Here is an 11,929-nt window from a genome sequence, read left to right as displayed (position 1 = left end):
AGTTATAAAATTGTTAATAATTTTAGTAAGCAATTTTCTATCAAACTGGAAATATAGTTTTTTATCAAATGATATTTAGTTGTGCTAAATAAACATAAGTTCCAAGCATAGTATTTAATTTCCTTATTATCCGATATTTTGTATAACAATATCTATCACAATGAGAGCTCTATGAATAATTCGATAATGAAAGCAGTAGCTATAGTAGGTTTGATTGCAGCACTCATAAGCGGTTTTATGGTTTTAGAAATGAATGAATTAGCCCCTGCATATAAACAAACTGGTCAGTTAGTTTTTTACGTAGCTATTACTTTTCTTTCGATTTTCGTAGGTGTCGTATTCGCAGCTATCATGTTTCATCGCAACCGAAAAAATCCGCGAATGATGGTTAAACGTGCGAAAGTAATCTACGGAATATATGCTGCAGGATTATCTGCACTTTTGTTCATCTTGCCAAATATTCTGCTCAAGCAATCTGCTGCTTCTTGTATAAAACCTAATATCTATGCAGTCATATCAGATCCTTTGAACATCCAAGTTTGCATGAATATCAAATCTGTTTTACTCACTAAGTTCTTACCCTTTACTACTCCTCTATTTTTAGGAAATCTAATAGTAAGCGTCATCGTGGTCAGTATTATCAGCATATTAATCTACTTACTTGTCACCGCTAAATTCTTATATAGCCATAGTAGATAGTTTAGTGACAATTTTCTTAATGTGTCAAAACTACTGAGCTAAAAAACCTTAATCCTAAAATATCATAAAATATTCGTTGTCTGAATTCTGCAGGAGTTTGTCGTGTCAAATGTTCTAATTGGAGTTGGTGGTTCAGGTCAGCATATTATCCATGCGTACTTACGTTTGTTGGCGCTGGGTAATGCTGGATCGACAGATGTTCCTCATGTTTATATTATTGATGCTGATGCTCAGTCTCAGCAAATTGCCAACAGAAGAAGTCAGCTGGTACCAGACATTCAGAGTCTTCATGACTATTTGCGTCATAGAGGTATAGGTAGCAAAACGAAAGAAGCCAACTTCGATATTATTCGACCATATAGCCAAAACTTATCCACAAATAGTGATTTGACCGTCAAGAATGTATTGCTAGCTCAGAAAAGTAATACTACAGAAGAAATTAAAGCTTTCTTTTATGAGCAAGATCTCAACATTAAAGTCTCTGAAGGTATGCATGCCAACCCAAAAGTAGGATCAACTATTTTTGGTGAAAAGCTTGGACGCGTTCTTGACGGAAGTGGCAAGATCGATACTAATAATAAGCAATTGCTGCAAAAAGAGTTCTTCTCTTTATTTGATGATGATGTGACAGGGATTAATACAACAGATTGTAATATTGTCATTGTTGGTTCGGTATTTGGTGGTACAGGTAGTGGTATTATTCCTACTTTAGCACGTACATTTAACGAGATTGTCAATAGCTCAAGCTCTGGGCGAACTATAAATTTGGCAACCGTAGCAACCTTACCATGGTTTCAACTCAAACCTGGTGAAGATGGGTCTACAGGAAGTGCTTTTGATGTTGGAAAGTTAAAACGCAATACCGCCTTTGCATTGAGAAACTTCCAGTATGAATTGCAATCTAATAGTAATAACGCAGTAAGCTCAATTTTTATTCAATCTGGCAGTATGTGGCAAGATATCCAGAGACCAAGCGCTGGTGATTTTGATCAGCCGGAACATACTCATGTAGTCAACTTACTCGCTGCCAATGCAGTTCAACATAGCTTTGCAAGGCATTTCGATACCAATGAGCTTTTCATGCCCATGAGTCAATTATCTCATGAGATTCAACAAGGGCATTTCCATCCTCATACGTCTAAATCCTTGCATTTTAAAGATTTTACTAAAGGTAAGGATTTCGTTAGTCTGTGGATGTTGTTAGTAAAAAATGCGTTGACTGTATTGGTTATCCAAGCATTTATAGAAGTTTTAAATGATTATTCTGAAGGTGGAATTAACCATGCAGTGTTAGGTGATTCAGCACCACAGTACAGCACAGTAAAAAAATTACTAAATGAAATTCGTGAGAAATTTGGAATTAGCTTAGAAAGCAAAAAAGCTTGGTTAGGATTAAAGTCAGTTACCTTTGTACCAAAAGTCGTTGCAACTAACTTGAAAGATGCTTTGATGTTTGAACAAAAACAATACCAAGACACTCTAAAGTGGTTGAGTAAACATGACTATGACAATCAAAATGCTTCTGGAATAATTCCAGAATTTAGACCATATCATAATATTAGTAGTGCAGGAAACGCCAATTCACTATGGTCACAATTGGTAGGTGCAAATGATCAAACTGGTTTTGAAAAAGATGAGTTATGGCAGTCTTGTGCCCTGAAGATCTTAGAAAGCACGCTCTTGAGTGATGAAGGCAGTATTGATACAACATTACAGGCAAAAATTAATACCATTATTGAACAGAGCATTAATGACACAAGCAAGTATGCCTATCTAGCCAGCAATATCGCCAGCTCGATATTCAAAAACCTAAATAAATATGTCAAACCCAGTGAAGAATTTGGAGAGAAGTTCTCCGAGTTCCGCAATACATTTGATACCGCTCAGTCGATCAGCCAAGTTCAACTACAAATGCAGCAACAAAAAGGTGAAATCACTAACTATGGGGCGATGGATTGGAGCTTACAGCTAGCAGGTGATGTTGCCACATTAGATATTATGGACATTGAGCATCCTAAAACTTTACATTGGTTAGATGCATTACATCCGACTTCTACCACAGCCAACCTAATTAACGTGATTAAATTAGACGAACGCATCTCTCAAGGCGTACCAAATATTTTGGCATCTTTTCTACTTCAAAAATGGCGACTTCAGATTCAAAACGATGTCACTGTTTCGCAGTTATTAGAAAATTACAATACTGCTTACTATAAAATCAGCTCAAATAAATTTCAAAGTACTGAGATAGGTCTATACTTGTATGCTCAACGTGTCATCGAGGCAGCTTTTTGGCTATTAATTAGTGGGGCGACAGAGGTTGCCTATACCTCTATTCCATTGGATGGCAACAACGCCTACCATCGCTGGTTGAAGCGCGAGCTTCTTACCCAAAGTTGGTCTGATAGTCAGCTAGGAATGATCGTTACAAATGATGCAGAACGCACTCCACTGTTTTTATGGAATGGATATTATTGGTGTCTAGCAGCAAACAATACAGCTCAAGATTTCTTTGCTAATTTATTACAAAACATGCAATTACCGAGTCTACGTTATAGATATGCAGATTTATTTTCTAGAAAATCGGATGGGGACAATAACAAAACTACGTCATTAGATAAGTTCTTTGCCTCACAGCTGAATGCATTGAGATCTAGATTAAGAACCCGTAAAAACAGTAGTGAAAATGCGAATGAAAATTTATTATTGACGGCACTAACAGGTATATTGACGGATCTTCCTCAACCGACTACTAACAATATAGTAGCAGCTTTACGTACTCCGCTTGAGCTAGGCTGTCGTAATGTCGTAACGCTTGATGAGATTGGAACATCGAAATCGATCGTGAACATCAGTGGGTATTTGATTCAGAACCCACGGGTAATTATGCTAGATAAATTACCTGATAATAATGGCAATATTGTCAATATTCAGCAGTTCTTACCTGTTAGAAAAGAGTATTGGCTAGAGCCTGCAGTGCTAGAGCACCTGTCCAAAGACGATGGTGAGTCAGCACATACTCGAGTGAAATTCAATGGAGAGAGCAATAATGAATGCTCGATACAATATACTAAATTATATGTACCAGAATTAGGCTGGATGGATTTTAAACAAGGCGCTGATGCTACGCAGCCTATTATTGCTATTACTCCTTATGATTTAGCATTCGGTGTTGGCGTATGGCCAAACTTTAAAGCAGAAGGCTGGAATTACTACTTTATATCGGTAGATATCGAAAAACGTAACGTTTATCAAGACCTAGCTAATAAGCTACAGACGGCATTAGGTTCAGAGAAAATGATGATCACGATATACTCTCATGATCTACAGCATTCGGAAATCTTCGGATTCGACGCTATTCCGATTAAAATTGATTTTGTACCTGCAGTAATAGAGCTGTCTTGTGGTGACACAATAATTGCCACTCAGCCAATCATATTGACGGACGATCTAAAATCCGGTAATAGTCATATTAAATGTATTGGTCTAGATTTTGGTACTTCTAATACTTGTATGGCTATGGCGTATAACGAGCAAGGTCAAATCAAACGTGAAAACCTAAATCTGGCTAATACTGCTGATAGTCCAAGAATGGAATGGCTGGTTTACTCAGAAACAGACGATGAAAAAGGTAAAGATAATTGGTTAAAAAACCGTAGTGCTTATTATCTACAGCGTCAAGCTAATGTTAGTCAAATGGATAGCTATACTATTCCTAGTGAGATATTACTAGGTCTCAGTACACGTGTAAGCATCGACGGTAATAATCAGAGCTCTGTTCAGCTAAGAACTATGAAAGATAATACCGATAAAAAATATACTGTGGTCAATGGCGTTAATTTAAATGCCCCTATTTTCACCCCTTTTTGTAGTGATTTTTATGGATTTACAAGCTCTGATAGTGAACGTCTAGGATTCTTTGATAGATTACTGCAAATAGATGATATTCAAGTTATCTATGGCAATATTAAATGGCCACAAGAGACCAGTGGTTCCAACTATCAGTTGTCTAATCAGCTACGAGCTACTTATATAGAACAAATGATGATAGGGGTTCTGGCACGTCTCAGATACTCTGGTGTTACAAGCATAGATTATGCTTATGTGACACGTCCCGATGCTTTTACATTCCAGAATACGACGTTTGCCAATACTTATGCTGAAGAAGTAGAAAAAATACTAAGTAAGTTAGGTGTGCAAACTGGAGTGACTACGCTTAAAGATAAGGTAATAGAGGTCTCAGAAACTGATGCTGCGTTACAGATGTCCATGATCAATCCTAATGAATCCTATGTCATCGTAGATATGGGTGGTGGTACCACTGATATAGATATTAAACTTTCATATGTAAATGAAAATAAGACGGAAAGTTTAAAGTATTCTAGTAGTATTAAATGGGCGGGCAATGATTTGATGGCATCACTATTAGAGTCTGAAAAGAGTCCAATTCGTGAACATCTTAATTGGAATAAGTCTAAATCAAATGAAAACTCTACTAAGAACAGCACCTTATTAGGCTCAGCATTGAAGCTGCAAATTCGTAATGGTATTCGTATTGTTGACAACATCAATGGCGATCCACGTCCCGTTTCGAAAGTCGCTGAAATGTTCTTTGAAAGTATTTATGAGTATATCTTTGTAAAAATAAAGCTACTGCTACAGCAAGCAGGGTTTGAGTCGGTGAATGGTTTAAAGAATCAAAAGCTCAATATTGTCTTGCAAGGTAATGGGTTTAAGCTTAGTCCTTACTTTAGTCATGTTACTCATCAACACCCTTCATTTAGTGAAGGTCATTACGCACCTGCAGTTTGGAACAGTGTATTCGCTAATGATTCTAACAGTGATGAGATAGCACTAAAGGTCGCTTATAGCGAAAATAGTAAAGAGCATATGATTCGTGATGGCGCTGGCAGTATCGCTGATGAGATGTTCAATCATAGAATCAGTAGCGTGTTGGATAATCCAAAAATACTATATCCATCAAATATGTTTGATAAGAATCAAAGCGCTAACCCAATATTAGTTGAGTATGATAAAGACGCTTCAAGTCCACGTCTCAACGAAAATTTGCAAGATGAAGAGCATCTACTTCCTGTACTACATGAGCTGTTTCCCTATACGCAAAAATACTGGAGTAATAGTAAAGAAGTGGCATATTTATTTACCAATAATAAATATGGTAACGAGCGTTTTTATGATGTGAATGCTATGTATTTGACAGGTTCGGGTAGCGGTACAGACCATTGGAACTTCTATTTAGCCATGACTCAAAAACTACAAGATAATTAAGGAAATATAATGAAAAAAGTTATCTGTAGCAGTCAATCGCTATCGCTTAAGACACCACTTAAAGCGATGCTCGTATCGTCTATGATTTTAGGTTCATTGCTACCGCTATCAGTATCAGCTGCTGAAGATTTTAATGATTTGGAAAAACCAGTATATTCAGAAACTTCTGATTTAAAGGTTAATTTATTAAGCAATGATTCGGGAAATTCGAATGTAAATGTTAAGCCAGATAATGACGATAATGGTAAGGGCAATCGCGAAGACGAAATAGAAAATCAGGAAAGTAGTAGCGATAGTTCTGCTATTCCTATTAGTCCGAAGGAAGTACGCTCAGCTACTAGTGCTTTGGAAGAAGTGGAAGAGCGAGCTTCTGAGAGCACTCAAATCAAAACTCAAAGTATTGCAGCAGATAATAAAAAAGCTGAAAAAAGTCCAACATTAATGAGTTTAGAATATTTGTTAGGAGGCGGTGGATTATTATTGCTACTACTTGGCGGTGGTTTTTTATTACTAAGTAAGTTTAATAACCTGAAGAATGAAAACCAAGAGTTATCCGACGAAAATGATTTTTTAAAGGGACAGACTGCTAAGAATTCTATTCAGTTAAAAAGGTTAGAAAACCATAATATACAGCTAAAATCTATAATTGAGAGTTCGAACAATACAGTTGAAGGACAGCAAAGTAGCCTTGCTAGTGTAAATACGGATGCGAGTGACTTATCCTCGATGCCGTCACTCATTACACCTGAAGCAGCAAGGATTGAAGACTTAAATGAGTCAGATCGTTGTCAATTAGCCAACATCTTTGAAAATTGGTTAAAAACCAATCGTGGCAATACCAAGGTCGATGACTTAATACCTGAAGACATTAACAAGAAACTTAAGCACCTACATTATACGATAGAACTTTGGGGGCAAGGCAGTGGTTTGGATTCTGTTGAGAGTACCAAAAATACTATGCATACTGCTGTCATCAGCCTTATCAAAAACGATAACAAAGGCTATGCATATTGTTATATAAAGCCTAACTCGATGTCATCGCTATGGGACAATAAAGCTTGGTATGCTGTCGAAAAAGCCAATGGAACACTAAAGCTAACTGGCGAACCTTTGGAGGCTAATTAATGAAATATTATCAATCAAAATATGCTTATGGTTTAAGTGCAGCATTGTTACTGAGTCTTCTAAGCGGTTGTAGCGATCAGCCTGAAGAAGTGGTAAAAGCTGAAACGCCAGTAGCGACCAAAAGTACAAAGCCAGACGTAATGCCAGCTTTGAACTTAGACGTGCTGCCGTCTGTAAAAAGTAATACCTCAGCAATTGACTATATTATCGATGGCTCAGCAAGTATGTGCGGTTATTTTAATGCAGATTTAGGCGTAACCGAGCATGCTATTCCTATCACTAAGCTGGTACAAGCTATCCAAGCTGTACGTCGGTCAGACGATAGAATATTAGTATTCATGCAAGATGAATCTGCTAATAAAGCGAGATACATTCCATTTGAAGAATTTGAAAATCAGTTGATGCAAGGTAAATGTGAACTCAATGGTCAGTACACTCAGTTAGGCCTCATCCTCCAAGATTACCGAGAACAGCCAGAACTACAACAGCGCTCTGTAGCTATTTTATCTGACATGCACTTTTTACCTACTGAAAGAACAGTTTTCGAGAGTCAATATGATGCTTTTCTTGGTACGTACGTAACGTCAGAAAATAAAGGATCATCGCTGTCTAATGGTTTGTTATCAGTGCGCTCTCCGTTTGTAGGTACTTACTATACAGTAAATAATGCGACCAAAATGTTAGAGCAAACACAAAAGCATCTTCACTTTTTTTGGTTAGCTAAACAGCGGGCCGATGCTGAGCAAATAGAAAAAATTCAGCAGAATCTGATTAAGGCTCAGAATGAATATCCAAATAGTGTTATCGCTCAAGCTGAATTTTTACCGCAGTTACGACTGTTGACAAATGAAGCAAAAAGCTACGACTCATTTAGCTCACCTGCACCTATGATAAGTCCAAAAAATATTTTGGACCTCTCTATGACAGATAATAAACCTTATGTTGGTGCATTTGATGCCAATAGTTCGCTGAGTGATGAACAAAAAAATTGCTATGATATAAGCTGGGGTGAAAATGATAGTATTGTTTTTTATCCTTATCCAAACTCAAAGACTAACCGTGACAAAATTTGTCCTGATGGCCCACTATTTCGCTCAAAAACTGGTAGTACGCTCAGATTAAACTTACCAATACAAAGCGGTTATAGCATCAAGCCAAAAGCACCAGCTTCATTAGAGGTAGTTGAAGACTATCTAACTATTCCTATCGTCGATGCTCAAAAAGCATGTATCGGTATTAGCTCTGGGATGGAAGATGCACAAAAAATCTCTCAAATCTTTACCTTGCAATATGCTGCTGATAGCACTGCTATAAATACAGACTATTATACACAATACTCTATCGAGCGAGATGTCTGCACTTCAGAATCTGATTGCACTAACTTAGTTGATAAGACTTTTCAGTATAGTCAGTTAATATCAAGTCTGGCAAATAAGTCCAAACAACATATCGAAAACTTATATCCACGCAGTATCGATATCAACCTAATCTGCGATCCTAGCTAATGATGAAAGAAGATGCATGGGTGGTTTTTCGACTGTCCACTACAGAAAAAATGAGTGACCAAAAATTCGAGTATAGTCTGATACTCGAAGATTCAGATGGTACTTTGGAAGTCATAGATATTCTAAAAGCTAATAATCAGAATCTTAGTTGGCTTGAGATTTCTTATGAACGAGAACCTGTTGATCTTAATAATACAGATATCTCAATTAAATGTAATTTGAGCCTGCTAAGCTGTTGTTTTTTAAATGTTAAAAGACTTTTGGAAACTCGAAAGAAGCTCTCACACATTTATTTTTGGACAATCGCAAAGCAAGAAATGGTATATCTTGAAGTTTTGTATCCACTAAGTGAAATCAAGAATATAGTAACTAAAAAGGAAAATAAGTTTTTTTTGCAATTGTATCCGCAAATACCATCAGAGGATTTTGAAGTACTAGAAGATAATGCTATAAATATAAATAGTTTGACAGCTTTGCTTGATTTATTTAATCAGAAAAATAAAGGAGAGCCAGAACCCTATATTTACGACTTGCAAGTCAAAGACGTTGCTATTGAGCTAAGTAATATTGAGCTGAATTTTGATACATATCCTAGTAATGAGGAATCTTTGACAGATATATATACAACTAATGAGAAGTATACTAAAAATAATAATGAGCTAAGCAGTAATAATAATGACCTAAGTTTAAAGGTGTTCTCAAAACAAGACTTAAAAGATCTGGAAGAAGGTTTCAATGAATGGCAAAGAGCACATGGAAAGAATGAGCTGATTGATAAGCTTCCTGAAAGTCTAATAAATAAGATAAGCACCGAATACGAGATAGTATTTTGGACCAGTGGTCAGGGTGTAAGTAATATGGTCAGAGATAATAATCCACCTAGACATACGATGGTACTGAGTATTGTTCAAAAATCCAGTAAAAATGGTATTGGTTATTGTATACAGCGACCAACCAGCTTGGATAAGGTTTGGACGCATAAGCAGTGGCATAAAATTAAATACAGCGATAGTGAGATTTTGGAAGTATTAGCTTTAGATTAATAAAACTAAGCTTCTCTCTTTTATCATATCGTATAAAATCATATATAATGTAATATGGCTTAATTTAAATGAATAAAAACTTTCAATACACATTAATGAGTTTTACAGGTATTTTACTCATGATCATCGCCTCAGGAGCTTTTGATTCTGACCCATACTACGATGAGGCCTACTACGATGATACTGAGTCAGATGAACTATATGACATTGGTGAACCAGAAGTATCGCAAGCAGTGGATGACGCTGAAGCAGATATGGAAGGGGTAGACAGTAGTGTAATAGATGAGCAGAATATTGAATGGGTTGATCAGCTAGCTGCAGTTGATGAGCGTTATCCAAATGATATGCAACGGCTAGAGATGTATCAAAGTCTACTTGATGAAAGTGGTAATCCCTATGCACCAATTCTACTAGCTAGCACCATTGTAAACGTAAAAAACCAATCTAGAGACATAGATATATTTCAAGAGTGGCTAGATAGTTTTGGTTTTGACTATAATTCAATTGAAAGCCTTGAAACATTAGCTGATAATCAAAATGTCAATGCTATGTTTTTACTGGGTGTGTATTACTATCAGGTACAACGTTATGAGCAGTCTAGAGATTGGCTTTTACAAGCTGCCAATCAACAGCATCCTGGAGCTATGAATCAGTTAGCTTGGATATATAGAGAAGGTTTAGGTGTCGATCAAGATCTTGACAACGCTGTAATGTGGCATAGCTATGCTGCTCAAGCCGAATATCCTCGTGCTATGACCAATTTAGCTTATTTATACAGTATAGGTCAGGGAGTTGATAAAGATTTAGAAACCTCAGCCCAGTGGTACATGAGAGCAGCTAAACTAAATAGTGCTTCGGCAATATATGCGGTTGCAGCATATACGCTGAATGGTACAGGTGGCATAGCAAAGAACGAGTCAGAAGGGGTTAGGTTGTTAATGGAATCAGCACAACTTGGACATAAAAGAGCGATGTACGTCATAGGAAAACGCTATGAAAATGGCGACGGATTGGAATTTGATATCGAACAAGCTAAATACTGGTACAGTGAATCGGCAAAGCTTGGCGAGAGTGATGCAATTGAAGCACGTGATCGCTTAAATTACTGATATTATTTTATTGCTTTATAATTAATAAACATAAATCGTGATTTTAGAATGAAATCGGCTTTAATTTTATTAGATAGAAATACTGTATTGTAGTCGCTATAGTTAATTAAGGATTAGTTATTAATGAGATTTAATTTATTATTGTACGTGCCAGCGTTGGCTGATAACTTAAATATTGAGTACGGAGTTTTCATTCAGCATCATTTAATGGATGATCCTGATGTTGAACTGAATTATTTTGACTTTAGTAAAATTAATCCAGAAAATTATGCGTTAGACATAGTAGATGAAAAAGAGGTCACTAAAAAGCTGAGAAAAGACTGCCTTGTAGATGGTTTTACACTCAATAAATATTATTCTATAAATCTAGAAAATAGTTATAACAGAAATATTAACAAGGATGAAGTTAGGCAGATTTTTGTATGCTTTAAAAATAACTCAAAAGAACATTTAGATGCATTTATCAGACTAGCTGAAGATCAAAGTATTGAAGATTATCAAGTAAGTAATAATTTAATATTTTTCAGAATTTGGGCTTCACAGGAGATGGAAAGTGCTTCTAGTATACCTCTAAACGTAGGCAAGGTGAATTATTCTGATTTTGAATACTTTTGTGGAGTCGTAAAGCAGGAAGTAAACAACCAATGGCATTCGGTGCTCAACAAAAAAAGAAATAGCAGCAAAGCAGTCTTAGAGGCGAATAGTAAAAAGGCTAATCCTGAGTTAGATATTAATGAATATTCAACACCCATTATACCTAAATTAAATAATATTTTTGTGGAAGAAGAAGTTCCAAGTGGGTTTTTAGCTAATAGAATAGAAGAGGATCAGGAAGTTGTAATTTCACAGAACGATGTTGTTATTGTTAATAACAAGCAAGGATCCGAAGCGTTTAAAGTTATAGCATATGTATTGTTGGCTTTAGGCGTTATGTCTATAATAGGTAAGTTACTTGGTGGTAGCTAATTGAATTGATGAGAGTGCTATAAATTTCTATATTTATATTGAAAAATTCGTAAAAGCAACAGTTTTTAGAGGCTGCCATTCAATGCTGATGGTTTATGGTATAGTCAATCCAAGATAAAAGAAGTACATCCCATATCATGAAACAGTTTTGGTAAATTATTTTCCATCCAACCTTGGCGTAGAAACTTAGCTT

At 36.2% G+C, this 11,929-nt stretch carries 7 protein-coding genes; all 7 read left to right on the top strand.

Annotation, left to right across the window (positions count from 1 at the left end; all coding sequences use genetic code 11):
• Positions 1-171: 171 nt before the first annotated feature.
• The 7 genes from ACZW67_RS13445 (at position 172) to ACZW67_RS13415 (ending at position 11,736) form a co-directional block, all read left to right on the top strand.
• Positions 172-699, top strand: a complete 528-nt coding sequence (locus tag ACZW67_RS13445) for a hypothetical protein (protein ID WP_465183674.1) — start codon at positions 172-174, stop codon at positions 697-699.
• Positions 700-801: 102 nt separating this feature from the next.
• On the top strand, positions 802-5,988 hold the full coding sequence (locus tag ACZW67_RS13440) for a tubulin-like doman-containing protein (RefSeq protein WP_465183673.1): 5,187 nt from the start codon (positions 802-804) through the stop codon (positions 5,986-5,988).
• A 9-nt stretch (positions 5,989-5,997) separates the two neighbouring features.
• A complete protein-coding gene (locus ACZW67_RS13435; protein ID WP_465183672.1) occupies positions 5,998-7,113 on the top strand; it encodes a hypothetical protein in 1,116 nt (371 codons plus the stop codon).
• The gene (locus tag ACZW67_RS13430; RefSeq protein WP_465183671.1) at positions 7,113-8,618 is read left to right on the top strand and encodes a hypothetical protein; all 1,506 of its coding nucleotides are present in this window, start codon (positions 7,113-7,115) and stop codon (positions 8,616-8,618) included. Before ACZW67_RS13435 ends, ACZW67_RS13430 begins: the two co-directional genes overlap by 1 nt.
• The gene (locus ACZW67_RS13425) at positions 8,618-9,661 is read left to right on the top strand and encodes a hypothetical protein (RefSeq protein ID WP_465183670.1); all 1,044 of its coding nucleotides are present in this window, start codon (positions 8,618-8,620) and stop codon (positions 9,659-9,661) included. The genes ACZW67_RS13430 and ACZW67_RS13425 overlap by 1 nt, the downstream gene beginning before the upstream one ends.
• A 68-nt stretch (positions 9,662-9,729) precedes the next feature.
• The gene (locus ACZW67_RS13420) at positions 9,730-10,770 is read left to right on the top strand and encodes a tetratricopeptide repeat protein (protein WP_465183669.1); all 1,041 of its coding nucleotides are present in this window, start codon (positions 9,730-9,732) and stop codon (positions 10,768-10,770) included.
• Between the two features lie 123 nt (positions 10,771-10,893).
• Positions 10,894-11,736 carry a hypothetical protein gene (locus ACZW67_RS13415; RefSeq protein WP_465183668.1) on the top strand — a complete coding sequence of 281 codons (843 nt, stop codon included), beginning with the start codon at positions 10,894-10,896 and terminating at the stop codon, positions 11,734-11,736.
• Positions 11,737-11,929 lie beyond the last annotated feature (193 nt).

Source organism: Psychrobacter sp. TPE 89C, assembly GCF_055522395.1.
The sequence above is the reverse complement of the archived record's forward strand: the minus strand, read 5'-3'. Positions and strand labels throughout refer to the sequence as shown.